General features: G+C 45.5%; 16 protein-coding genes. 4 read left to right on the plus strand and 12 right to left on the minus strand.

Annotated elements, in window-relative coordinates; translation table 11 throughout:
* Positions 1-42: 42 nt before the first annotated feature.
* Positions 43-1,152 (minus strand): AI-2E family transporter, encoded by a 1,110-nt coding sequence (locus tag NST22_RS16655; RefSeq protein ID WP_003243652.1) that lies wholly within the window; start codon positions 1,150-1,152, stop codon positions 43-45.
* 114 nt (positions 1,153-1,266) lie between these two features.
* Between NST22_RS16655 and NST22_RS16660 the strand changes: the two genes are divergently transcribed.
* Positions 1,267-1,656, plus strand: a complete 390-nt coding sequence (locus NST22_RS16660; protein ID WP_003243066.1) for a DUF2283 domain-containing protein — start codon at positions 1,267-1,269, stop codon at positions 1,654-1,656.
* Positions 1,657-1,696: 40 nt separating this feature from the next.
* Here the strand turns inward: NST22_RS16660 and NST22_RS16665 are convergent, their stop codons facing one another.
* The 9 genes from NST22_RS16665 to NST22_RS16705 all read right to left on the minus strand — a co-directional run bounded on the left by NST22_RS16665 (position 1,697) and on the right by NST22_RS16705 (position 13,866).
* The gene (locus NST22_RS16665) at positions 1,697-1,933 is read right to left on the minus strand and encodes a YuzF family protein (protein WP_003220677.1); all 237 of its coding nucleotides are present in this window, start codon (positions 1,931-1,933) and stop codon (positions 1,697-1,699) included.
* A gap of 176 nt (positions 1,934-2,109) precedes the next feature.
* A complete protein-coding gene (locus NST22_RS16670) occupies positions 2,110-2,640 on the minus strand; it encodes an HD domain-containing protein (protein ID WP_003244444.1) in 531 nt (176 codons plus the stop codon).
* A gap of 197 nt (positions 2,641-2,837) precedes the next feature.
* The gene (locus tag NST22_RS16675; protein WP_003244421.1) at positions 2,838-3,569 is read right to left on the minus strand and encodes a (S)-benzoin forming benzil reductase; all 732 of its coding nucleotides are present in this window, start codon (positions 3,567-3,569) and stop codon (positions 2,838-2,840) included.
* A 62-nt stretch (positions 3,570-3,631) separates the two neighbouring features.
* Entirely contained in the window at positions 3,632-4,087 is a 456-nt protein-coding gene (gene essA / locus NST22_RS16680; RefSeq protein ID WP_010886603.1) for a type VII secretion protein EssA, read from the minus strand.
* A 31-nt stretch (positions 4,088-4,118) separates the two neighbouring features.
* A complete protein-coding gene (esaA, locus tag NST22_RS16685; RefSeq protein ID WP_003244105.1) occupies positions 4,119-7,349 on the minus strand; it encodes a type VII secretion protein EsaA in 3,231 nt (1,076 codons plus the stop codon).
* Positions 7,346-11,833, minus strand: a complete 4,488-nt coding sequence (essC, locus tag NST22_RS16690; protein WP_003243866.1) for a type VII secretion protein EssC — start codon at positions 11,831-11,833, stop codon at positions 7,346-7,348. The genes esaA and essC overlap by 4 nt, the downstream gene beginning before the upstream one ends.
* A gap of 60 nt (positions 11,834-11,893) precedes the next feature.
* The gene (gene essB / locus NST22_RS16695) at positions 11,894-13,249 is read right to left on the minus strand and encodes a type VII secretion protein EssB (protein ID WP_003243575.1); all 1,356 of its coding nucleotides are present in this window, start codon (positions 13,247-13,249) and stop codon (positions 11,894-11,896) included.
* Between the two features lie 14 nt (positions 13,250-13,263).
* A complete protein-coding gene (gene yukD / locus NST22_RS16700) occupies positions 13,264-13,503 on the minus strand; it encodes an ESX secretion system protein YukD (RefSeq protein ID WP_003228763.1) in 240 nt (79 codons plus the stop codon).
* A 69-nt stretch (positions 13,504-13,572) separates the two neighbouring features.
* A complete protein-coding gene (locus tag NST22_RS16705) occupies positions 13,573-13,866 on the minus strand; it encodes a WXG100 family type VII secretion target (protein ID WP_003220661.1) in 294 nt (97 codons plus the stop codon).
* A 520-nt stretch (positions 13,867-14,386) separates the two neighbouring features.
* Between NST22_RS16705 and adeR the strand changes: the two genes are divergently transcribed.
* The 3 genes from adeR (at position 14,387) to NST22_RS16720 (ending at position 17,682) form a co-directional block, all read left to right on the plus strand.
* On the plus strand, positions 14,387-15,655 hold the full coding sequence (gene adeR, locus NST22_RS16710; RefSeq protein ID WP_010886604.1) for a sporulation transcriptional activator AdeR: 1,269 nt from the start codon (positions 14,387-14,389) through the stop codon (positions 15,653-15,655).
* 101 nt (positions 15,656-15,756) lie between these two features.
* Positions 15,757-16,893 carry an alanine dehydrogenase gene (gene ald, locus NST22_RS16715; RefSeq protein WP_339232934.1) on the plus strand — a complete coding sequence of 379 codons (1,137 nt, stop codon included), beginning with the start codon at positions 15,757-15,759 and terminating at the stop codon, positions 16,891-16,893.
* A 111-nt stretch (positions 16,894-17,004) separates the two neighbouring features.
* On the plus strand, positions 17,005-17,682 hold the full coding sequence (locus NST22_RS16720; protein ID WP_003242737.1) for a YukJ family protein: 678 nt from the start codon (positions 17,005-17,007) through the stop codon (positions 17,680-17,682).
* A 43-nt stretch (positions 17,683-17,725) separates the two neighbouring features.
* On the opposite strand, the gene NST22_RS16725 is transcribed toward NST22_RS16720, so the two are convergent.
* Positions 17,726-17,935: an MbtH family protein gene (locus NST22_RS16725; RefSeq protein WP_003243183.1), complete on the minus strand. Its 210-nt coding sequence runs from the start codon at positions 17,933-17,935 to the stop codon at positions 17,726-17,728.
* A gap of 15 nt (positions 17,936-17,950) precedes the next feature.
* Positions 17,951-25,087, minus strand: coding sequence for a non-ribosomal peptide synthetase DhbF (gene dhbF, locus NST22_RS16730; protein ID WP_339232935.1), 7,137 nt, complete (start codon positions 25,085-25,087; stop codon positions 17,951-17,953).
* Between the last annotated feature and the right edge of the window lie 9 nt (positions 25,088-25,096).

Consider the following 25,096-nt stretch of genomic DNA (forward strand, 5'->3'; position numbering starts at 1 on the left):
GATTTACAGCATCATATGCAAGGAGCCGATAATGGTGCCCGCCTATTCAGCTGGCTTTGCGTTTTCCTCGAGTCGTGACCGCTGGCGCAGCTTGATCAAGCGGACAATATTCAGGAAGAACGCCTTCACTACCGCATAAACCGGCACCGCTAAAATCATGCCGAGAATTCCGCCGAAGCTTCCCGCTCCGATTAATAGCAAAATAATCGTAAGCGGATGGGTATTCAGCCGCTTTCCGATCACAAGAGGAGACAGCAGGTTTCCGTCCAGCTGCTGAACGATGACGACCACAATAATCGCAAACAGCGCTTTGGCCGGCGAGTCCATAAAACCGACAATGACAGCCGGCGCGGCACCGAGAAAAGGCCCGACATAGGGAATGATATTGGTAATCGCCATGACAATCCCAAGAATCAGGGCATACGGCAGTCCGGCAATTAAATAGCCGATAAAACACGCTGTTCCGACAAAAAGACAGATTAACAGCTGCCCCTGGAAATATGCCGCAAGCGTATCGGATAAATCTTTAAAAATCTTTAAGCCTTCTGTCCGATAAGAAGCCGGTAGAATTTTTACTGCCAAATGCGGAAAGCGGTGTCCGTCTTTCAGCATGTAAAAAAGGATAAATGGAACAGTAATAATAACAAGCGTGATGTTTGTCACGACACCAAACACCGCAGATAAACTGGACGTGATATTTTGCGGCAGGTTTTGGAGAAAACTTGTCAATGACTGTTCAATTTTTGATATCGATACATAATCCTGGTTCATCATCCAGGTAAACCATTGAGAATGGGACAAATCCTTTGTCAGCGCCTGAATCTGTTTTATATAATCAGGAAGGTTGTTAAACAGCCCTGTCACCTGTGCGGTGATGATAGGTCCGACTGACGCTGAAATAAAGGCAAGCAAACCGATAAACAGTAAATAGATCAATAGAATGGATAATGTCCGCGGAATTTTTTTCTCAAGCAGGCGGACGACCGGATTAAATATGAAATACAAAATTCCCGCAATTAGCATCGGGAAAAACAATGTCGAGATAAAAACAATAAACGGCTGAAATACAAATGAAACTTTTGTTGCTACAAAAATAATCAGCAAAACAAATAAAATCTGCAATGTCCAAAAATGGACTTTTGATTTCAACAAGCTTTGTTCCTCCTAGTTTTTCTTTGTCTGTCAGATAAAAGAACTTATACCCCATCATTGTAACAAAAATGAACTCATATCAGAACTCTTAATATAATGAAAGGAGTGTTGGTGATGAAGGCCGTGACATACGATACAGATTCAGAACTGGCTTATATCTATGTTCTTCCTCCGAAAAAGAACAGGAATGTACGGACTGAGGAGCTCAGAGTCAATGATTGTCTCCTGCTGGATATCAGCCAAGATGGCAAAATCGCCGGATTCGAATGTTTTGGTGAGGCAGCACACCTCTGTGCCCCATTTGCCGGGAAATCCCGGCTGTATGTAAAAGATTCAGACGGTTATCATTTTCGGGTCTGCCAGCATGCTTCAGTCCGTTCCTGCTATACGGTGTACCGTGTCACTTTCTGTTTTTCAGATGGTGACTATCAGGAATTTGCCGGCTTTGACCTTGATGGAACAATGTATCATAGTGCGTTTTTACAGCGCTTAACTGAAAAATAGGACGTCCTGTTGTACGCCTATTTTTCATGCGCAAGCACTGTTAGACCCGCTCACTGTAATCTGGGGTGACGGAAATCATGTGCTGGATTCTGATCAAACAAACAGAATTTCGGGCTCCTTCAATTGTGATATGGTCAGGTTTTACATCGATCAGTCTGCCTCTGACCGTATCTCGTACTGTCTGTATAACGAACCTTGAGCCGATGAGCTTTTTAATGGTCTGATAGACATAAGGATCGACTAAAGAGACCAGTTGCGGACTACCTTGGTTGACCATACTTTTATCCCCTTTGTGTGTTTTATCTCAGCTTATGCCGCGCTTATGGATAATGACACAGGCTTACCTGATAAAACAAAGGGGTGCGGAGATTTTAGGAGAATACGTTTGGAGGCGGGTGTAAAGGAAGTATCGATGAAGCGGAGACAGCGAAGAAAGCTGGCGCTGTTCCGTACTTATACAGGCTTTATCACGGATGCCTGGGCTTGGTCGATTAATTGGTCCAGCTTTTCTATTTTTTTTCGTGCGGTTGAAGGATCAATTTGGCGGTAATGATGGTGGCCGCCCGGCTCTTCATCCAGTTCGTCCGCTTTTTTGACAATCTGCTGCAGTGTGTTTTTATCTAATTCGCCTTCAGGCAAATAGGAATCTGTATGAAGCAAAATGGCTAGTGCAATCTCTTTTGCTGCTTTCGGTTCCTCGCCAAGCCGAATCAGAAGTTTATGCGCCCGTTCCGCCCCTTTAATGGCATGAATGTCATTTCTTTTGTATTTCTCATAATCCCACTTTCCGTCTGTATACCATTCATAATGGCCAATGTCATGAAGCAGTGCCGCTTTTGCTGCTAAATCAGGATTAATGTCAGCCTTCACAGACAGCCTGTATGCATGATAAGCGCAGGCAATCGCATGTGCCACGCCGGAACGCTGAAGATATTTTTGTGCAATTGGATGGGTGAAAACATCCATTAATGTAACCTTTCTCATGGAAACCCCTCCTTTAGATATTTTTAGAATCCTAACATAATTTGCAGAGAAACTCAATTCTTATGTCACATCATTTTGATCTTCTTATCATCATTGTTATACCCTAAAAGCAACGTTTCAGTCAGTATATGCGGCTGTTCAATAAAATGCGCTGGCTGCAGCCTTTTGTATAAAAAAAAGAGCAGAAAATATCTGCTCTACAAAAACTCTTTAATATCATAAATGCGGCCGTTTTCCGTCCCTTTTTCTAGTAAAGAAAGCAGCGTGCCGGCAATAAAGTCCGGACTGCGAAGGCTTCCTGTTTCATTTAATTTCCGGAATCGTTCAATGTGGTGGAAATCCTTTTTCGATGAAGAACGGATGACGGCCTGCATCTCAGTGTCCATCACTCCAGGTGAGAACGAAATCATGTTCACCGGCAGCTCTTCATCCTCCTGTTCAAATCCGAATGTCCTCGTAAACATGTCGAGCCCGGCTTTTGAACTGCAATACGCGCTCCATCCCTTATATGGATTTTTGGCGGCTCCTGAAGTAATGTTGACAACCGTCTTTTTGCCGCTGTATGAAGCAAACCGTTTTGTAAACAGCTGACTCAAAAGCACGGGCGCAGTCAGGTTCAGCTGATAATGGCGCTGAAGCTCGTCAAGAGACGCTTCGCCGGCACGTTTGATCGGCGTTACCATTCCGGCGTTATTAATAAGGGTAATACCAGAATAACGATCTGAATCGATGGATGAGAGCAATGTTTCAAATTGCTGTTCAGCTTCTTCGAGATTGATGAGGTCTATTTGATGCTGCGTTAGTTTTTTGTGAGAGACATCTGTTTTCGTTCTGGATAAGGCATGGACTTCATGCCCCTTTTCTAAAGCCTGTAATGCAATGGCTTGACCCAGCCCTTTTGACGCTCCGGTGATGATATAAAGTTCCATTGGAAACCTCCTTTTCCGTTATTATTGTACGGCACCTCTTTTACACAACACAAGCACGCGGCCTACGCCTTCTTGTTTTCCTGCGCTGTGACTTTTGGGATGAGGAACACGATGCCTGCAATTCCGAGCAGGATCAGTACGACATAGATCATCGGCAGCAGCAATGATGATGTTTCTTGTTCATCTTCTGTTTCCGTTGATGATGTCTTTGTCATTGGTTTTTCAGCAAAAGTAATTCCAAGCTGTTTCGACTGGGCCGCAATCGTGTTGGAATCCTCGGCATTTGTTGATGTAAACAAATCTTTTATCAGCTCGGCGTCCTTGTCCTTCGGTTTATCAAAAGTGATATCCTTTTGTTCCTCAGGCAGTTCTGTTTTTTCTTCATAGTAGGTATCTTCATGCAAATAATTCGTATCGATTTCGATGTCTTTTTTCTCATACTGGTTTGGCGCGACATCTGTATTTTCTTCAGTTTGGGCAGCCGCTGCAGAGGGTATGAAAAGGGAAAAGGAGAGCATACAAATCATGATCCCCTTTTCCATGCTGCGATCACGCTTCATACGTTTCATCGCTTTCTGCTGTGTGTTCAGCCATCAACCGGATAATCAGCGGCAGAGCCACGGCAATCACCGTAATGATCAGCAGAACTGTTATTCCCATTGTAAACAAGTGCCCAGTACCGTACTGGATGTCGATATATACTTTCGAAACCGGATCTTCAAATGTAAAGTTCGGCATGATCAAATCAATAAGCGGTGCGACATAGAATAGGATCATTGCTGCTGAAGCAACCCAGCCAGGGATTGATCCGAATCTGAATGCCGTCCGGATGAAGGCAGAGCTTGCGACCAGCAATAGAATCGTAAACACCGACCACTTAATCGTCTGATCGTCCGGCAGTGAATAAATATTCAAGCCGAACAAGCTGATCATAAGTCCGACAAGGATATTCAGAATTCCGAATAACGCTCCTTTGACGAGAAGCGGTGCGTTTTGGTAATACGAGCTGAAATAGCCGATTAACAGACTGCTGATCAACACAATGACAAGGATGACAACCGGAGGTACCGTCTGAATTTTTTCTTCCGGAACCTCTCCGCTGATTTTAAGCGGATTCGCTAAGTAATCATATACATAGCCATTGTTTTGCCCGTCTACTAATGTATTTCCGAGTATGCCGTATACGTCATTTCGCACGAGTTTCGTGGAGGCGACATTTTTCCCCCAGTTGTTGTTTAAGGTGTCGGCTTTCGCTTGAACATCATTAACGCTTTGCTGCATGTTGGTTGTGTAATCAATGATGCCGGACTGGCGATCAGACAATGAACCCATCATGTCTGACATTTGCAGCACTTCCTGGCCGACCGTATCTTGGACACTCAGTGCCATGGTACCAGACAGCCCATCGTTGCTGAACGTCGCAGATTCCTGTGTTGCGCCCGTTACAAGCTGTTCTGACGCTTTTGCGGCACTTTCAGAGATTTTCGTCAGTTCGTCGAGAACACCTGCTTGAGAGTCACGGATATAGCCGCTGTAGTCGTCCGCAAATTTGGTCATGCCGTCGATGAAGCTGTTAATATCCTCATCTGTTTGCATCGTGTTGTTTTTGAGAGCTTCCCAGCTGGCTGATTCTTCAGGTGTGAGAGCCAGGACTGATTGGACGTTGCCATCTTGCTCTTGGATGACTTCACCTTTAATAATAGTCAAAGAGCCTAGATCCAGATTATCATTTAGCGTAGACTTATATAAATTTAAAGAGTTGTAATACTTCATCAAGTTAGAAATATTATCAGTTTCAATTCTACTTGAAAAAATTGAACTTAGTTTTTCTTTCTGATCTATATAGCCTCTACTCTGCAAAGTTTGTATTATTTCGTCTTCCAAATTGTATATTAACCTATAAGCATCATTGACATTATTATCAAAATCAACCAACTTTTTTGTTAAGTCACCAATTTGATCATTTAATTTTGAAACTGTTTTATTTAACTCTTTAATTTCTTGATTTAACTCATCAATATGTTTCTCTAGTTTGTTGTTATGTTCCTCTTGTTTTTCTTGAAGTGCATTTTCTATTTCCTCTAATTTTATCGCTGCTTCGTTCAGACGTTTTTTTGCACCTGAAATATCAGTTTCACCGTCAGCTCCGTCACCCTGTAGCCCATCACTTTGATTTGAGCCATCGTTTTCATCTGCGAGTTCAATCAAAGAGAAATCTGTTTTAGAGGTTCCTGTATTCTCCGTGTTTGTATCTTGTTCAGGAACGTTTTTTGAAGATTCTTGATGTTTTTGTCCCGTTTCAATGTTAGTTTGAACATCATTTTGTGATCCATTATCTTGAGTACCCTCTTCTGATGAGCCAGTATCTTCATTTGTTGGCTGATCATCGGATGTTGGAATATCATTCGACGGTTCTTCAGTATTAGGAGAATCATCGGTTGATGGTTCTTCAGCATCGGGTGTTGTTGGTTTTTCTTGTTCAGGTTCTTTTAACCCTTCAGAGATATCTTTAATTTCAGTTGCAACATTTTTGAGCTCATCCCGCTGCTTCTCTAAATCCAATTTTATATCTTCAATATCTTCCTTATCTGTGTCATCTTTATTATCAGATGTGTCTTCTCCATCTTCCTTTTCGTCGCTTTCCTTAGGTTTAAGTAAACTAAGGCGGTTCTTCCCGATATTCTCTTGCAATTGATTTAAATTTTGATATTTAATAGCTTCATATTGACTTTTATATCGAGATAGAAATGCATTAAACATGTCATTCTCAATTTTTTTCATACCCATTTCTTGCAATGGCACTTGATTTTGCCTTAACTTTTCAGCATTGTTCAACGCAAGGTTTGTCAGTCCTATTTGTGTCTTCGCTTGGCCGATCCCGGTTGCCAATCCGCTCATGCGTTCGCTGAACTGATTCGCCTTTTGCTGTGCCTGGATGGCATCCAGACCTGTCCGGATTTGCTGCTGTGTTGAATCCTGGGCTGCCAAAAGCAGCTTTTTCTGATTCTCTTGATATTCTTTGTACCTTTCAACTGTATCAATGAATTCTTTCAGCGTGTTTTTGGCTTCCTCCGCCGTAGAAGCTTTTTCTTTTGTCGTGCCTTGCGCTTCATTCATTGATTTCTTCAGCTCATCGATTAAGTCTTTTTGCTGTTTGATTTCACCTGCTAAATCATTAGAGCTTGGTTTGTAAAAGTTGTACATGACATTCTGGAATTCAGATTCTTTATTGACGATCTTGTCAAATTCTCCTCTGATGTTGTCCACTTTTTGCGAAACAAAATTCCAGTATAAGGCCGACATTTTTTTGTTCATTGTCTTTTGGGCATCCTCAAGCTCACGCTGAACTTTTTCTTTGTTAACCGCATTCAGGTTATCTTGAATGCTGAATTCGAGCGTTGCCTTTTGAGGATGGTCTTTGTCATAGCTCAAAATGTTTTTTGAGAAGTCTGAGGGAATGTAGACAATCGCATCGTATTTCTTTGAAGCGAGACCGGTCTCGGCCGCGCTTCGGTTTACGACCGTCCACGAATAATCAGGACGTTCACCCAGAACGGCCGCTACTTCCTTGCCGAACTGGGCGGATTTGTCCTCTTCATCAGACTTTACCTCATCACTCAATACGCCTGTGTCTTCATTCACCACCGCGATTTGCCGGGTAGAATTGACTGCTTTTTTCGTTGGGTCGTCTCCGATAAATCGGAAAAACAACACCGGCAGCAGCAAAATGATGATGACGGCGGATATTAACTTGATCAAGCTTTTTCGTTGTTCTGTCATCTAGCACTCTCCCTTTCAGCAGAACATAAAGGAATTTGAACTTTTTGCTCCTTCCCGTTTTCCACAACATATCCGAAGCCCGGCTGAATCTCAGGCTCCTGTCTTTGGTACGGGAGAGGAATGACATTTTGCTCAGACTTTTTCATCAGCAGAATCGCGTGGCGGATTTGCTTCATCTCAGTCGTCAAGGAGTCATAGCCTTTTGAGAATTCGCTGTGGTTTCCGCCCGGGATAAAGCTGAACCCAAGATGAGCGTATGATTTCATGAAGTTAGCGAGACGATCTTGTATTCTCGTATCAATCGTCTGCTGGAATCTCGTTATCCCGTCAATCATCAGCACGACTTGTGAGAATCGCAGATTTTGTGCGTCTCCTTGGCGGACGGCTTCTACATACATGGCTTCTCTTGTTTTGAAAATGTCTTCTGCTGTTTCAATCCACTGCTCAATATCTTCTTTCGTTTCCAAATATGAAACATCTGATTCCTTCGCATAATGAGATAAGCCGCGGTCAATCGAGTCAAACAGGCCGATCATTTCGGTTTCATCATCAATCAGATGTTCAAGCATGACTTTTAGGACGTTTGTTTTCCCGCGCTGAGTTTGGCCTAAAATCAGGCAGTGCTTATGCTTGCCCAAATCAAAATAGACTGGGCTGACTGTTTCTTCATGAAGCCCGATCGGTACAGATAAAGGCTTGCGTTCCAGCTTGAAGCGGATAGACAATTCTCTCGTCGACAAGCTCTCAGGCAGCATCGGAATCGGTGCCGGCTGCTCCATTGAAGCAAATCGCCCTTGAAGTTTCTGTACGTCTGATTTCAGCTCGTTGAACATGCCGATATCATCATCGGCGTCAACAGGCAGGAACATTTGCGCGAAATAAAGCTCTTCCTTTTGAATGATGACGCGTCCCGGAATCGGCTCAAGATTGAATTTCGGACGGCCGTAAATGGAATATCCTTCTGATTGATCCATGAGATAATGGACAATCTTTGTTTTCAAGTTATTTAACAATGACTGGCGGACAGCATTCACCCGCGTTGCTGTCAGCATAAAGTAGATACCCAAGCTTTGTCCGTCTCTGGAAAGCTGGACAAATTCCGATTCAAGCTCATGCATCTCATCCTTGACAATGTCAAAGTTGTCAATGGTGATAAAAATGAATGGAAGCTCTTCTTCGCTCAGCGCATTGTACATTTTGATGTGGCTGATTTCTTTTTCCCGGAACAAACGTTTACGGCGGTCAATTTCTTCTTTGATGCGAATCATGAACTTTTCAATTTTCCTTGACTGGTCCATCAGGAAGTAATCCGCGGTATGCGGGAGCTTCGCTAATGGCAGCAGCGTTCCGTTTCCGAAATCAAAGATATAGACATGAAGCTCTTCAGGTGTGTATACGTCCGCAAAACTCATCAGGAACGTTGCGGCTGCAATCGATTTTCCGTAGCCCGAAGAGCCGAAGATGCCGATATTTCCATCTTCCATCATCTTATAAGCAATTGGCGCCTGTCTTTGCAGATCAGGTTCATCGACATACGCAAAGTGGAAATGGTCTTTTTCGTTTGAAGGGAAAAGAGTGCGCGGAATACGTTCCGCAAGCGGCGGCAGCCAAGGGCTTGGCAGCTTCTCGATTCCCATTTCATCTTGGATGCGTTCAATTTCGTCAACTACAGCTTCGATTTCGGTTTGAACGTCTTTTTTCGCGTTATCTTCGGTATCAACCTCAGAAAGCGGGATCAGACCCGTATCTGTGACGATCGCGATTTCATCCTCGGTACCGTAGACTTCCTCTAAGTAAGGCGCCCCGCTCCATGCAGATTGGAACAGCTCATACACTTCATTGTTTCCGACCTGCAAATAGCCGCGGCCTGTTACGGTAATGTTTGCGGCATCGCTGTTTTTCAAAATTTCTTTACTGTCGGTGGCATCCTGGACCTTGAGCGCTACTTTAAAGCGCGAGTTACTCCAGATCTGGTCGTCGATGATGCCGCCTGGCTTCTGTGTCGCCAAAATCAAATGAACGCCGAGGCTTCGTCCGATACGCGCGGCACTGACAAGCTCCCTGATAAAATCAGGCTCCTCGCTTTTCAGCTCGGCAAACTCATCAGAAATTAAGAACAAGTGAGGCATCGCCACTTCTGCTTTCCCTTGCTTGTATAGCTTTGTATAGTCATTGATGTGATTGACTTGATACTGGTCAAACAGGCGCTGCCTTTTTTTTAGCTCGCTTTTAATGGAAGCAAGCGCACGCATACTGAAGTTTTTGCTTCCTTCAATATTTGTGATCGTGCCGAGGAGGTGGGGAATGTTACGGAACGGCTGCGCCATTCCTCCGCCTTTATAGTCAATTAGTAAGAAAGCCGCTTCATGCGGATGAAAATGCACTGCAAGTGACAAGATGTAGGTCTGGAGAAATTCACTTTTCCCTGATCCCGTTGTCCCCGCAAGCAAGCCGTGCGGACCGTGTGCTTTTTCGTGAAGGTTCAGATACACAATGTCATCTTTCCCTTTATAGCCGATCGGCACTGACAGCGACTTCGACGATTCACTTGTCAGCCATCTTTGCTGAATGCCGATTTCTTTTACTTCCTTCGCATGAAAAAGCTCCAGGAACGATACCGTTTCCGGAATGGAATTCGTAATGCCGACCTGGTGGTTCAGCGTCCGCAGTGTGCGTGAAAACCGTTCGTTATCCTCACGCTGATGATGATCGAGACGGAACGGAATTCTTACCGCTTTTTTCTTTTGTATTAAAATGTCGCCTTCATGCTCATTAATGTAGCGGACAAGAGTTGTAATGTTTTCCGACAAGCTTTCCTTTGTTTCTGCAGCGACAATTGTCGAGATGCCCAGATGCTCATGCTGCCCTTCTAAATATTCGAGAATGACATGCTCAGAGATCAGCTGCTGATTCGTGATGACAAATACAAAATGCGGTTTGAACTGCAGTTTTTCTTTGTCATCTTCGAGATCACGCTCTCTGATCAATTCGTAAAGTGAAGACAGGAGCTGATCTCGGGTTTGCTCATTATAAATAAATCCTTTTGCATAAATATGGGGCATTTGAAATTGCGGAAGCCACTTCATCCACTCCCAGTCTTTATACTCTTCTTCATGAAAAATAAATACGAAACGCAAATCGTGATAGCTGTTAAAGAACGACAGCTGTCCGATTAGCTGGTGAATCTCATTTTTCACAATTTGTGATTTACCGACAAGCCCCATCGGACCTTCTGCCAAATCGACCGTCACCGGCGCATTACGGATATCTTTATAGACGCGTTGCATGTGCTGCGATTTCTCCATGAGGTCATCGATATCACGATTCGCCAAGTCTCCGCCACTCATATTGATTTCATAGCTTGACGGAACTGTTCCCGTCCCAAGCCGCAGCTGGAGATAATCCTTGCTTTCAAGTGATTTTTCCCAGATCCGGTCACTGATTTCACTTGTTAAGTATTTCATTTGTTCAAATGAAGGAAAGTGAAATTCAAGAACCTGCTTTTGCTTTTCAGCAAGTGCCTGAAGCTCTTTCCGCTTATTGTCTAAGTAAAGCTTATATACACGCTCCCGTTTTTCCTCGCGTTTTTTCCGCTGGTTTTTATCACGGAAATATTGCACTGTCGAGGTAATGAGAGTCATCATAAACATCGCCAAAGAAACGAGTATAAATATGCCGCGCGGCTGGATGATGGCAACTACGCCCATCACGATCAGCATCACAAGCGGAGGCAGGATGACGAGCCACAGCCCTCTGTTGGTTTGATCGCTCTCCTGAGAGGGAAAACTGAAAGAAACGCGGTCATCCGGCAGATCGTATACCATCCGCGGCGTTCTTCTGTACTGCGGATATTTTTTCTGCATCTCTGTACTCGGTTTGACCGTTTCTGTTAACGCTGTTTCAAACTGGGCATAATGAACAATTTCTAAAAGGTCTTGTTCCGTCACCCTCATTTGCGTGAAGTTCCAGAATATTTCATCCCCCGGCTTGAGCGGCGTATTGGCGTTGATTTTCTCTCCGTTCAAGAAGATCGTTCCGCTTTCAGGGCGGACCGACCAGCTGCCGCCTGCACGGAGCAAAGAAAACGTGCTTTGTTCTGCAAATGCAAAATCTTGCGGATTCAGATAAATATCTGCATTCGTTTTTTCTGAGGAACATACAATTTCATCCCGATTTCCCGTAAAATAAACGGATTTCTCAGGTTCACTGCCCGTCAATATCAAGCGTATATCCTGCTGATCCGTTTGGAGAGTAAATGATATATCCGTCTCAATCGTGCCGAGACAATCATTTCCCAGGAAAACTTCGTATTGGCCGCCGGATTCCTTTCTTTTAAGAGAAATCACTCCGCTATTAAATGGAATGGTGCTGATCGTAACAGAATCCTTCACATCAGGCCCTATGGTCACCGGATGAGACGACGGGAGGTTAGACAGATTTAATTTTTGAACGTTATTTTGGTAAAAAACCCATAATAGACTCAAATGGCGAACCCCCTTACGGCCGAATGGCAGCATGCGATGACCTGCGCTTCATGTCTCACGTTATTTGTCATCTTTTTTCTCATCTTTCTTTTCTGTTTCTTTTTTCTCGTCTTCTTTTTCCTTCTGTTCTTCTTTTTTCGCTTTTTCCTCGGCTGCGGCTTTTTCTTCTGCCGCTTTCTCTTCTGCTTGTTTTTCTTCGTCTGTTTGTGTCTGTTCTTCGCTTGTATCGACTAACGATGTTTCAGAATTAGACTGTTTATTTTCTTGACGTTCTTTTTGGGCTTTTTCAAGCTCACTATTTACTGAATCAAGTTCTTTTTGTATGTCTTCATCATTTGTATCCTCAGATAAAAGCTGCTGTTTATATTTAGCTAGGGCAAAGTAAATATAATCATTGTATTCCAGCTTACGGCCGATACTGATCGCTTCTTTGTATTCTCCTCGACCATAATCAATCCAATATAAGAAATGCTGAGGGTCTGATTGAAGGGTGACTAAATTATTTTCTATATTTTTGGTTTTTGCACTCCCCAGGTTTTCGACCTCAACATAGGACGTCGCCAGCTGATACTGCACCGATTCAGGCAGGCTTTCCGCATCGTACTTGGACAGTGTGCTGATGACTTCACTGTACTGCTTGTTTAAGAACGCACGGTTGCTGTCCACTATCGCCTGGTGCTTTGGCTGCGCGAAAAATAAGGCGTACATCGAATAAATAAGTGCCGGTACAAGCAAAACAATGAGCCCCAGGCCGATATATCGCTGGATGTTCCACTTCTTTCTCGGGATATGTATGTATGTTTTTGCTTTGGCTTCGAGCTCATCAATATGGGTTTGAATCAGCTCGAGCAAATCATCATAGGATTCAGCATCTAATATCGCCTTTGCCTCTGCGGAGAACGTCAGCGTTTCATTGAATTTCAGGTAGTCTTCAAACGCAAAAGCGCCGTCAACTGCCAAAGCCGCTGCCGCTTTCAGCTCCTGCCATACTCTTTCCTCATCACGCTCGTAAGGAGGAATGCTTTCTTTTACTCCATAATGGAGAAAATAAGGCGTAAGCCCTTTATCGAATACAATGTTTTCAGGAGCGACAATCAAATTCAGCCTCGACAGATTGTGCTGCTGTACGGCTTGAACAAGCTGATAGGCAAACTGCCATTTACTTTTTTTATCCTTAGCTTTCATGAAGCGGAATGCTTTATAGGAGGAGGGAGGTTGGATTGTGATGATTACTTCATCATCCGTCACATCGATTTCTTTATGAAAAAATGGATTTATATCTTTGATCACGTTAGCTTCAAGACCGTCGAGAAGCTTTATTTTTTCCCGTTGAAAGGTAAATGTATAGCCGGCATCTGTTTTCTCGGCAACAGCTTCTAATTGGTTTTCTAAATATGATTTTTGTTCACCTGACATTCAACCAGATCCTTTCATAATATTTCAAGCCGGTCTCCGTTTGTAATGCCGCAATCAGACAGCTTGCATTCTCCGGAAAACACCTTATCCTTGTTCACCACTCTGATCCAGTGCCCTTCGCGCGGAGGCATAGATACGCTTTGGGCCTGCCAAGCAATATCAATTACTTTTTTCACCGGGTGGTAATCTGACAATCTGAGATCAAAGACACTGCCGTTATAATGTTTCAAATCTATTGTAATATCAATATACATTTAGGATCACCCTTACATAGAAAGAGCGCCGTCTTCTTTTGAATCAGGCGCTCCTTCCCTTTCATACTGTTATCCGCGGATTTGATTTGCGATGTCTTGGTCAGTAGACTCAAGTGTATTTGCTGTTTGATCAAGCTGCTGATTCACATCTTGAAGCAAATCTGACATTTTGATAAATGAAGGTTTGAGCTGCTCGTATTGATCTGCGAACGCTTCGCTTGAAGCACCTTCCCACATGCTTTTCAAATCAGAGATCATTCGGTTTAAACGATCAACCTGATTTAATACTTCTTGGCTTTCAACGCCGTATTGCTTCGCCATCGCTCTTAGCTCTTCGGGTGTGACACGAATTAATCCTGCCATATTCCTCATTACCTCCTGTGCCATCAGCCTAAATATGGGCTAATTCACTTATTTTTAGAACGTCATTATTATAAAAACAGTTTTTCGGCATAGTCAAACAAATATGTTTTAATTTTACAAAATGAGTCCAATGGTTTACCCCGAATCACTCAAAAATGACATATACTGTAAAGTAAATAGGTTTATTTTCTTAATCTTCTCTTCATTCTCCGAATAATCCAAAAGACCCAAATAACTCTCCAACTCCCAAAAAAAACCTTTCAGAAAATTTGATGCTACAGCACCATTTCTGAAAGGTTCAGTTTTTTCTTTCCTTAATTAGTCTTGCCTCCGATGACTTTCTTAGAAGATTAATAGGATAAGCTGTCGTATTATATGAGACATACACTGTCCTGCAAAAAGGCGATTACACCGCCAAATGTATATAGAACGTTTCTCTCATGAAATTGTTTTTTTGCTTCTGTTCTTTGTTGTTGATTTTCACAAACAACAACAATCATAATAAAAGGAAGGGGATGAGATGTCAAAGAGAAATCAAGCACGAAAAGTAGGGAGATTTATGACCATGCCGAATGATCCGTTTAAATATAGTTTTGACAGACTTGAAGATGTGGCTGATCATATCAGCGACGTTCTGCGGTGCCCGATCACCATAGAGGATGTTAACCACAAGCTGCTTGCCTACAGTACACACAGCGACTGCACAGACCCTGCCCGGACGTCTACCATTATTGGCAGAAGGGTACCGGAGAAGGTGATTAACAAGCTGTGGAAAGACGGGACAATTCCTGCTCTCTTAAAAACGGACCAGCCGATCAGAGTCAAGCAAATCGATGAAGTCGGGCTGAGCAATCGCGTCGCTATTTCGATTTGGAAAAACAAGCAAGTACTTGGCTTCATATGGGCGCTTGAGATCCAAAAAACATTGTCCGATGAAGATCTGCTGACATTGCAAATGGCAGCAAAAGCAGTGAAAAACAAGCTTCTCAAACTTCAAATCAGAAAAACGAAAAATGAAGAACGCAGCCAAGAATTTTTCTGGAAAATGCTGACCGGACACATCCATCAGGAGGATGATATGGCGGATGGGTTCCATAAGCTTGGAATGGCCGCTCCTTCAGAGTTTTCCGTTATGATCATCCGCATAAATGGCGAGCTGACTGAAAAAATCGAACAGCAGCTGCAATATTTACAGGAAACGACCCAGCAGGTTTACGTGCTGCTGGCGACCGTAGATTCCAATGAACTTATTATATTAACCTCACCCAAAACAGATCATCCTTTTCAAGATTTAAAACAGTTTGCTTTAAGTACGCAAAAACAGCTGAAGGAGCGGTATAAAATAGAAGACGTTTCTATCGCTTTTGGCGGAATATACAACTCTATTTCTTTTGTCTCCCGCTCCTATCAGGAAGCATTGTCCGTCTTAAAAACGAAGGAACGGTTCGCTGAAGAGACCAAACATCTTTTCAGCTTTTCTGAGTTAGGCATTTATCAATACTTAGATGTCTTAAATGAAAAACGGAAACAGGCGGGCCATTATAATTACTCGCTTTCCAAACTGGAACAATATGACCGGGATCACCAGTCAAATATGGTAGAGACGCTAGAGCGCTTTATTGAAGCGGACAGCAACGTGAATACCGCTTCCAAGCTGTTAAATATACACGTTAATACGTTGAATTACCGACTCAAGCGGATCAGCCAGATCGCTGAAATTGATTTGAAAAATGTGAATCAAAAATTCACCATCTATTTAGATATCAAACTTCGGCACATGGATTTGTGAAATTTCACAAATCCATGTTTTTTTATTTTCTTAATCAAACAAAGAATTTTCCAAAATATCAAGCTACACTAAAAATATCACATATACAGGAGGAGACAGATATGATCATAGGGGTTCCTAAAGAGATAAAAAACAATGAAAACCGTGTCGCATTAACACCCGGGGGCGTTTCTCAGCTCATTTCAAACGGCCACCGGGTGCTGGTTGAAACAGGCGCGGGCCTTGGAAGCGGATTTGAAAATGAAGCCTATGAGTCAGCAGGAGCGGAAATCATTGCTGATCCGAAGCAGGTCTGGGACGCCGAAATGGTCATGAAAGTAAAAGAACCGCTGCCGGAAGAATATGTTTATTTTCGCAAAGGACTTGTGCTGTTTACGTACCTTCATTTAACAGCTGAGCCTGAGCTTGCACAGGCCTTGAAGGATAAAGGAGTAACTGCCATCGCATATGAAACGGTCAGTGAAGGCCGGACATTGCCTCTTCTGACGCCAATGTCAGAGGTTGCGGGCAGAATGGCAGCGCAAATCGGCGCTCAATTCTTAGAAAAGCCTAAAGGCGGAAAAGGCATTCTGCTTGCCGGGGTGCCTGGCGTTTCCCGCGGAAAAGTAACAATTATCGGAGGAGGCGTTGTCGGGACAAACGCGGCGAAAATGGCTGTCGGCCTCGGTGCAGATGTGACGATCATTGACTTAAACGCAGACCGCTTGCGCCAGCTTGATGACATCTTCGGCCATCAGATTAAAACGTTAATTTCTAATCCGGTCAATATTGCTGATGCTGTGGCGGAAGCGGATCTCCTCATTTGCGCGGTATTAATTCCGGGTGCTAAAGCTCCGACTCTTGTCACTGAGGAAATGGTAAAACAAATGAAACCCGGTTCAGTTATTGTTGATGTAGCGATCGACCAAGGCGGCATCGTCGAAACTGTCGACCATATCACAACACATGATCAGCCAACATATGAAAAACACGGGGTTGTGCATTATGCTGTAGCGAACATGCCAGGCGCAGTCCCTCGTACATCAACAATCGCCCTGACTAACGTTACTGTTCCATACGCGCTGCAAATCGCGAACAAAGGGGCAGTAAAAGCGCTCGCAGACAATACGGCACTGAGAGCGGGTTTAAACACCGCAAACGGACACGTGACCTATGAAGCTGTAGCAAGAGATCTAGGCTATGAGTATGTTCCTGCCGAGAAAGCTTTACAGGATGAATCATCTGTGGCGGGTGCTTAATTCACAATAAGCTTGCAGAAAGATTTCTGCAGGCTTTTTTATTTTTTAAAAGGAAAAAAGAGACCATTTCACGAATTATGACTATGAAGTTGATCATAAAGGAGGATTCATATGGCTGTTCAGCAATATGGCGTGTTAAAAGGCATAGTATTAGACATGAAGCGGGAAACAGATGATGACAGTCCTCATTTCCAAGTCAAAATGCTCGGTGAAGAGAATACGTATTACAGGTGCGCCATCAATGTGATGTCCAGTTCTGAGGAATCTGAAGTATTGTATTTGGCTGACGATCAGTTTGATTCGGGCTCAATTACCATCCTTCCGAACATGCCGTATGGATATACAAGGATCAATGAAGCAAACCGTGAAGTGGCACTGGATTATGTGCGGGGCAATTTGTTTGACCCGCGGGAAATGAAGCCTTTGCCTCATGAAATCACGGGACCTGATAATGATTTAAATGATTTTATTGAAACCTATATGAAGAAAGCACAAGATGAGAAAACGCCGGTTTATATATTCGGTTCAAAATTCGGCCCTGAACAGGCTGCAGATAAAATATTCGGCTTTACCCCGACTAACGGAATGCACAATATCCATATGAATCAAGGGAATGCAATGGATACCCGCTGGAAAAAAGACAACGGCTCTTGGCATGACGGGGGTATTCTGATTCAGTTTGCAGATCAGTGGGCCGCTGTGTTTTTAGCGTTTTTATCCCAATCTTGGTGTACCGATGAAAACGGAAACCCTGTCAGAGATTGTGATCATACCCAAACGTCTGCGTAAGATAGAAAAAGAGACTGCGGCAAGCAGTCTCTTTTTGATAAGATTACACATTTTCAACAGTCTTTAGGCTGTTTGGCCTCATATCGCTCCAATGCGATTGGATATAGTCCAAACAAGCTTCACGCCCTTTTTGCTCATGAACGACTGTCCAGCCGCTCGGCACATCTATAAAACCCGGCCATAGGGAATATTGGCCTTCTTCATTGACCAGCACCAAATATGTGCCATCCGCATTTTCAAAAGGATTTGCCATTCTATTTCTCCTCCCTTATTTATTCAACTCTTCCAATTTGACAGCGAGAACCTTGCCGATTTGAGCCAGAGGTTCAGGCTGACATAAATCTTTATGACGGCAGTCGATGTCGATTTGTTCAATCTGTCCGTTAATATAAGGCTTCCACGAGTCAGGTTCAATCGGGTCAAACCATTCAGGAATGATTGTTGATCTGAAAAACAAAACATTTCCGCGGAAGGTTTTCGGCTTATAGGAACCTAAAATGCCGACAGAATTTACATACGTATTCTTCAAATTTAAAATGACCGTTTCATCCAGGCTCGCAAGCGCACTGCCGTCACGGCGAAGAATCTCAATCGCCGCTTCAAAATCTAGCGGTTTTTCCCCTAAGCTGTCTGGATCATACCCGCCTAACGCCAGAAGGGCAATAAGCGCTTCCTCATCATCCGGTGCCTCTTTTATAGGAAGGAAGTGGTTCGGATAGGCGTCCAGCATCACCAACAGGGATACTTCTTCTCCTTGATTTTGCAGCTGGGTAGCCATCGCTTGAACGACATTCCCGCCCAGGGACCAGCCCAGCAGATGGTACGGGCCTTTTGGCTGGACCGTTCGGATTTGTTTAATGTAATCGGCAGCCATGTCATCAAGTGTTTTCGGAAGCTCCTCGCGCTGCCCGATTCCCCGTGCCTGCAAGCCGTAGATCGGATAATCTGTTCCTATATTGGTCATCAAACCGGCATAACACCAGCTGAGCCCCCCTGCCGGATGAACACAGAATAAAGGAGGCTTGTCTCCGCTTGTTCGGAGCGGCAGCAGAACGTCAAGAGCGCTTTGGCTTGATCCCATTTCAAGTCTTTCAGCGAGCCCGGCTACAGTAGGTGCTTCGAACAAGTTGCCGATGCTGAGTTCAACGCCGAGCGCTTCACGAATGCGGCTCATGAGCTGTACAGCAAGCAAGGAATGTCCGCCTAAATCAAAGAAACGGTCATCAATGCCGACACGCGGCAAGTGAAGCACCTCCATAAAGAGGTCACAGAGAATTTCTTCCTGCGGCGTTCTCGGTCCTCGTCCTGTCACTGCCGCTGCGAAATCCGGAGCGGGCAGCGCTTTACGATCAAGCTTTCCATTCGGTGTCAGCGGCAATTCTTTCATCGTCACAAAGGCAGCAGGCACCATGTAATCCGGCAGTCTCTCAGCAGCATATCTGCGCAGTTCCGCCGTATCAAATGTTTCTTCCGAAGGGATGACATAAGCTGCTAACCGTTTATCTCCCGGCTGATCCTCACGAACGATCACTGCCGCATCTTCAAGCTGCGGATGCTGAACAAGCGCGGCTTCAATTTCTCCCAATTCAATCCGGAATCCCCGAATTTTCACTTGATGGTCTGCACGGCCGACATAGTCGAGAGAACCGTCAGCGCGGAGGCGGGCCACATCCCCAGTGCGGTACATCCGGGTGCCTGGAGGACCGAACGGATCAGCTATGAAGCGTTCAGATGTTAAACCAGGCCGGCCTAGATAACCTCGTGCTAACCCCGCTCCTGATACATACAGCTCTCCGGCAACACCCGGCGGGACCGGCTGCAGGCGTTCATCCAGCACGTATACACCAAGATCGGGAATGCCGCAGCCGATCAAGCTGTTTGCCCGTAAAGCTGCCATGCTTCGGTCTAATTCGATATAGCTCACATGCACCGTCGTTTCTGTAATACCATACATATTGATAAGCTGCGGTCTATTTTCAGGGTGGCGGTTGTACCAATCCTCTAAACGGCTGAGTTCAAGCGCTTCTCCGCCAAAAATGACATAGCGCAGACTGAGTGCCTGTCCGAGATCCGGCTGTTCCCGTTCCGCCTGCATAAACTGATAGAAAGCAGACGGTGTCTGGTTCAGAACAGTCACCCCCTCTTTGACAAGCAGGCGCAGAAACGCTTCTGGCGATCTGCTGACGTGGTGAGGCACGATTACAAGACGTCCGCCATGCAGCAGAGGACCCCAGATCTCCCACACCGAAAAATCAAACGCATAGGAATGGAACATGGTCCAGATATCACCTGAGCTGAAACGGAACCAGTGCTCGGTCGCTGCAAATAAACGTGTTACATTTTGGTGAGGAATCATCACACCTTTTGGAACACCTGTTGAGCCGGATGTATAAATGACATATGCCGTATTCAAAGGGGAAAGCGGCTGAGTCCTATCCTTATTTTTTGGATTACCTGCAGGGTACGTGTTTAGTTTCTCTGCCAGCTCGGGATCATCCAGCACGATTTTCGGCACGTTTTCAACTGGCGGAATGTGATTTGCAGCTTTAGTGTTCGTCATGATAAACGCAGGCTGTGCATCTTTTAGCATAAAAGCAATTCGATCAGCCGGATAATCCGGATCAAGAGGGAGATAAGCTGCCCCGGCCTTTAGCACCGCCAATAGGCCGACAGCCATTTCCAACGATCGGGGCAGTGCCAATGCCACAAATTGCTCCGGCCCGACACCTTCACTAATCATCATTCGGGCAAGCCGGTTTGCTCTTTCATTCAGCTCTGCATAGCTCAGTTCCTGATTTTCATATACAACGGCAATGGCATCAGGACGTAAAGCAGCCTGCTTCTCAAATTGCTCTGGCAAACATGCGTGCGGAATCTTTTCAGATACACTTTGCCAATCAGTCACCATGCTGCTGTGTTCCTCTGGCGCAAGAATATCCAGATTTCCGATTTGCTCGTCAGGATCAGACTCGGCAGCCTCCAACAGGCGCATCAATCGGTCAGCAAGAGCCTGAGCAGTTTCCCGTTTGAAAAGATCAGTGCTGTATTCAAGCAGTCCTTCCATTCCGTTTGGTGTCCCGTCAGCAAGGCGATCTTCACTAATTTCCAGCGTCAAATCAAACTTGGCAGAACCGACACTGTTGATTCGCAGGCTGCTCTCCATATCAGGAAGATGCAGTTCAGCGTCCGGTGTGTTTTGGAACGCAAGCATGATTTGGAATAAAGGATGCGTCGCACGCGAACGAGCCGGATTGAGCACCTCTACAAGTCTCTCAAACGGCAGATCCTGATTGTCATAGGCGGCCAGATTCACTTCCCGTACTCTGTCTAGAAGCTCACGAAAGCTTGGGTCACCGGACGTATCAGTTCTGAGCACCAATGTATTAATGAACAGCCCTACAAGATCGCCCAGCGCATCATCATTCCGTCCCGCGATCGGACTGCCGATCGGAATGTCGGTGCCCGCCCCGAGCCTTGTCAATAAAGCGGCGAGACCGGATTGAAGCACCATAAACAGGCTCACCCTATTTGCGCGAGCCAGCTCCTGCAATCGCTTGTGAAACTCGGGCTCAATACGAAAATGAATCGTATCTCCATCATGACTCGGCTCAGCCGGACGTGAATAATCGGTTGGCAGTTCAAGCTGATCAGGCAGGTTTTTCAAGGTTTCTTTCCAGAAAGCAAGCTGTCCGGCAATCAAGCTATTTGGATCATCCTCGTTTCCAAGCAGTTCTTGCTGCCAAAGCGCATAGTCTGCATACTGCACAGCAAGAGGCGCCCATTCGGGAGATCGTCCGTGGCAGCGAGCCGCATAAGCTGTCCCAAGGTCTCTGGTCAGCGGTGTTAAGGACCAGCCGTCCCCGACAATATGATGGACGAGAAGAAGCAGCACGTACTCGTCAGGACCGATCACAAAAAGCTCGGCACGAAAAGCAGGTTCAGCTGCAAGATCAAAGCTGTAGCGTACAGCTTCGGCAAGCCGATCAGAAAGCTCCTTCTCAGCAATTTCAGTAACATGTAACTCGGGACAGGCTCGATCGGCATCTAAAATATGCTGATAGGATGTCCCCTGTGATTCAGGGAAGATCGTCCGAAGACTTTCATGACGGCAGACGAGGTCATAAAGTGCCGCTTTCAGCAATCCTTGATCCAACTCACCTGACAAACGGACAGCAACCGGAATATTATAAGTAGGACTCGGTCCTTCCAGACAATGCAGGAACCATAGCCGGCGCTGGGCAAATGAGAGCGGGATCTTTTCAGGCCGCTCAGCTCTCTGCAAAGCGGGACATGCACTCTGCGCCAAATCAAGATGGGCAGCGAGTCCGGCTACTGTCGGTTCGTCAAAGAGCTTGGCGATACCAAGTTCGGCTCCCATTACCTCGCGAATGCGGCTCATCAGACGGGCTGCAAGAAGAGAATGGCCCCCAAGCTCGAAGAAACTGTCATCGATACCGACGCGTGCCAAACCGAGAACCTCTGCAAACAAGTCACACAATATCTCTTCCTGAGGAGTCCGCGGGGCCCGATCACTGACAGATGTGCTGAAGTCTGGTGCCGGCAGTGCTTTCCGGTCAAGCTTGCCATTAGGTGTTAACGGCAGCTCGTCCATCTCCACAAACGCCGACAGTACCATATAATCAGGAAGACTAGCCCCCATATAACGACGAAGCTCTGCAGTATCAATAGCAGCATCAGCGACTACATAAGCCGCCAATCGTTTGTCTCCCGGCTGATCTTCCCGTACGACAACCGCGGCCTGTTCAATGTGCGGGTGATTGGCAAGCACGGCATCAATTTCTCCAAGTTCAATTCGGAATCCGCGAATTTTGATTTGATGATCCGCCCGCCCGATATAATCCAAAGACCCATCGGCGCGCCAGCGGGCCTGGTCTCCGGTCCGATACATCCGAGTTCCCGGCGGTCCGTATGGATCTGCAACGAAGCGCTCCGCCGTTAAATCAGGACGATGGAAATAACCTCTGGCCAAGCCGGTTCCTGCAATATAAAGCTCTCCGACAACGCCCGGCGGCACCGGCTGCAATCCATTATCAAGCACATACACCTGCGTGTTCCAAATCGGTTTCCCAATCGGAGGAACGCCCTTCAGCCCTTCTTCAAGAAAAGCTGCGGCAGACCAAATCGTTGTTTCAGTGGGACCGTATAAGTTCGTGACTGAACAATGAAGGTCTTGAAGTTCCTGCAAAAGACCGCTCGGCAGCGCCTCGCCTCCTACAAGCACTCTAAGCCCCCGAAGTTTCTCAGGTTCACTCGTTACCAAAGCGTGCCACAGTGTCGGTGTCGCCTGCATAATGTTAATATCGAAATTTTCAATCATTTGAGCTAATGCCTGCGGCTCACGGATCGTTTCTTTCTTTGCGATCACGATTTGCGCTCCGCTAATCAGCGGAAGATATAACTCCAATGCTGAAATATCAAAAGCGACAGTCGTCACAGCCAACAGCCTGTCTTCTTCTCCTAGAGAAAATGCCTCCTGCATAGACAGCAGAAAATTGCTTAAGCTTTTCTGTGTCACAACGACTCCCTTCGGTCTTCCTGTTGATCCTGAGGTATAGATGATATACGCAGGATGGTCAAGCGAAACCGATACATCCTGATTTTCCGGCGAATAGCGTTTTATAATCTCCTGTGTAACAGCCTGATCAAGCACAAGCTCAGGTACAGCCAGGTCATCAGGCAGACTGGCTGCTATTTCCTCAGTCGTTATGATGCATGAAGGTTTCGCATCCTCCAGCATGTAAGAAATGCGGTCGGCTGGAAACTCCGGATCAAGGGGGAGATACGCCGCACCAGTCTTGAGCACACCAAGCATTGAAGCCACCATCTCAGGGGAACGCGGCAGCGCCAAAGCGACAAATTGCTCCGGACCAATCCCTTTTTCGATCAACAGACGCGCGAGGCGGTTTGCCTCTTCATTGAGCTTTCGATAGTTGACTTGAATGTCATCACACATGAGAGCGATACGTTCTGGCGTAAGAACTGCCTGCTTTTCGAACATGTCCTGAAGGCTGACCAGCTTCTCGGATTTTGCCGTCTCATTCCATTTAGAAATGACTTTTTCTTTCTCCTCTGGCAACAGAAGCTCCATTTGCCCAATCAGCATGTCCTCTCCGGCAGAAGCCGTTTGCAGCAGCTGCAAAATACGCTGCTGATGAAGCTTAATATCAGACTCACTGTATACCTCGGGATTCGCATCAACATCAATTCGCAGCCCGCTGCCGTCTGTTCTGTCATATACATTGATTGATAGATCATCAACAGGACCGGCTGAAAGATTATGCGTTGTGCCCCGGACGCCGGCAAAGTCGAGACCGTAATCAAACGGCATAAGATTGATTTGAGGGCCAAATAATCTATGATTTTCTCCTATCAATTTCAGATCGCGCCTAAGCTCTTCATGGCGATACTTATGATGTCGCCGAATACTGCGGATTTCCCGGGAAATTTGCTGAATCAGTTCAGAAAAGCTCATCGAAGAGCTTACCGTCAGCCGGAGCGGGAGAAGGTTCATCACCATAGCCGGTACATTCAGTGACGCGGACCCTATCCGACCCATCATGGGCAGGCCGAGCACAACATCCTCAGAGCCGGTCATACGGTGCACATAAACAGCTGACACCGCAATCATGACTTCATGCCAGCTTCCTGAGAAATAGCGCGCCGCTTCTTTTAACGCGTTTACATCAGACGGAGGCAGATATGCCGTATGACGAAGAAAACTGTTAGATGTTCTTGGCGCCCGATCAGCCAAGCTCACAACTTCAGGTGCATCTGCAAAACGGTCCAGCCAGAATTGACGATCCTTCTCATACTGCTCTGATCCGCGATAATCTGTATCCTCCTCCAAAATGGCCTGGAGAGACCCAAAGGAACGGCTTTTAGCTGTTTGTCCTTTTATAAGGGCAGTATATGTACTTGCCACACGCTGGGCTATCAGGGAAAAACCGAAGCCGTCGATCGCTATATGGTGAATGCGCTGATACCAAAAGAAACGATCAGGCCCGGCAATAAACAGAGCTTCATTGAACAAAGGGGCATACCCTAAATCAACCGGCTTTGCTAAATCAGCTTTCATCCAGTTTAATGCTGTTTTTTCCGGATCAGGCTCAGAGCTGACGTCAATGACGTGCAGCTGTACATCCGGAGACGGGTTTATCATCTGCCAAGGCCCGTCCATATTTTCACCGAAGCGGACATGCAGCGATTCCGCTTCCTTGATCACGTGCCGCAAAGCTTCTTCAAAAAGAGCAATATTGATTGGTCCATTGATTTCTATATATTCCGCTGTATTGTAGATTGGATTGTCCGGATCAAGCTGCTGAGCAAACCATATGCCAGTTTGCGCCCCGGTCAAAGAATATTGAAGATCTTTTGTATCAGGCATCCGTTTGTT

Source organism: Bacillus sp. PS237, from assembly GCF_037963345.1.
Lineage (GTDB): Bacteria > Bacillota > Bacilli > Bacillales > Bacillaceae > Bacillus > Bacillus subtilis.

Bases quoted from the DNA above. Each gene is read 5' to 3' on its own strand.
- NST22_RS16660 (WP_003243066.1), top strand. From the start codon at position 1,267: ATGAAGGCCGTGACATACGATACAGATTCAGAACTGGCTTATATCTAT.
- NST22_RS16665 (WP_003220677.1), bottom strand. From the start codon at position 1,933: ATGGTCAACCAAGGTAGTCCGCAACTGGTCTCTTTAGTCGATCCTTAT.
- NST22_RS16670 (WP_003244444.1), bottom strand. From the start codon at position 2,640: ATGAGAAAGGTTACATTAATGGATGTTTTCACCCATCCAATTGCACAA.
- NST22_RS16675 (WP_003244421.1), bottom strand. From the start codon at position 3,569: ATGGAACTTTATATCATCACCGGAGCGTCAAAAGGGCTGGGTCAAGCC.
- essA (WP_010886603.1), bottom strand. From the start codon at position 4,087: ATGCTCTCCTTTTCCCTTTTCATACCCTCTGCAGCGGCTGCCCAAACT.
- esaA (WP_003244105.1), bottom strand. From the start codon at position 7,349: ATGACAGAACAACGAAAAAGCTTGATCAAGTTAATATCCGCCGTCATC.
- essB (WP_003243575.1), bottom strand. From the start codon at position 13,249: ATGTCAGGTGAACAAAAATCATATTTAGAAAACCAATTAGAAGCTGTT.
- yukD (WP_003228763.1), bottom strand. From the start codon at position 13,503: ATGTATATTGATATTACAATAGATTTGAAACATTATAACGGCAGTGTC.
- NST22_RS16705 (WP_003220661.1), bottom strand. From the start codon at position 13,866: ATGGCAGGATTAATTCGTGTCACACCCGAAGAGCTAAGAGCGATGGCG.
- adeR (WP_010886604.1), top strand. From the start codon at position 14,387: ATGTCAAAGAGAAATCAAGCACGAAAAGTAGGGAGATTTATGACCATG.
- ald (WP_339232934.1), top strand. From the start codon at position 15,757: ATGATCATAGGGGTTCCTAAAGAGATAAAAAACAATGAAAACCGTGTC.
- NST22_RS16720 (WP_003242737.1), top strand. From the start codon at position 17,005: ATGGCTGTTCAGCAATATGGCGTGTTAAAAGGCATAGTATTAGACATG.
- NST22_RS16725 (WP_003243183.1), bottom strand. From the start codon at position 17,935: ATGGCAAATCCTTTTGAAAATGCGGATGGCACATATTTGGTGCTGGTC.
- dhbF (WP_339232935.1), bottom strand. From the start codon at position 25,087: ATGCCTGATACAAAAGATCTTCAATATTCTTTGACCGGGGCGCAAACT.